Annotated in this window: 1 protein-coding gene; it reads right to left on the bottom strand. The window is 57.4% G+C overall.

Going from position 1 to position 477, the window contains the following annotated elements; translation table 11 throughout:
* The coding region (locus tag AC2JF9_RS08745) for a glycosyl hydrolase family 95 catalytic domain-containing protein (protein ID WP_500726985.1) at positions 1-477 on the bottom strand (477 nt) is incomplete at both ends.

The following is a 477-nucleotide window of genomic DNA, read 5'->3' as shown; positions in this document are numbered from 1 at the left end:
GACGGGTACATCTTGTAGTAGCCGTCCTCCCCTTCGACGAGGAAATCCTCGTAGAACGTTGCGGCCTCCTTCATGAACGGCCATGCCGTATCTCTTAAGAACCGTTCGTCTCCGGTAAAGGTGTAATGCATGTAGAAATGGCTGGAAAGCCAAGCGGCCGCCCCCGTCCAGTTCAGAATGACGGGAACGATCTGGTTCGGCACTCCGATGCCCGGCGTGGACCCTGCCGGGATGTAGATACCGCCGCAGCCGAACAACTTGCGGGCGTTCGCGCGGAAGTCGTCCAATAAATTCATGTAATACCGGTACAACGATACCGTAAGCCCGCCCAAGCCGCCGACGTGAGCATGCCAATACATCATCTGCACGTTCTCGTTGGCCATGTTATGGCACCAGACGAGCCGGTAATCGCCGCCCCACAGCCCGTATAAGCCGAACGGCTGATCCTTCGGACCGGCGCCGCCGATAAACAAATAC

Source organism: Lactobacillus sp. C449L (assembly GCF_059900815.1).
The sequence above is the reverse complement of the archived record's forward strand: the minus strand, read 5'-3'. Positions and strand labels throughout refer to the sequence as shown.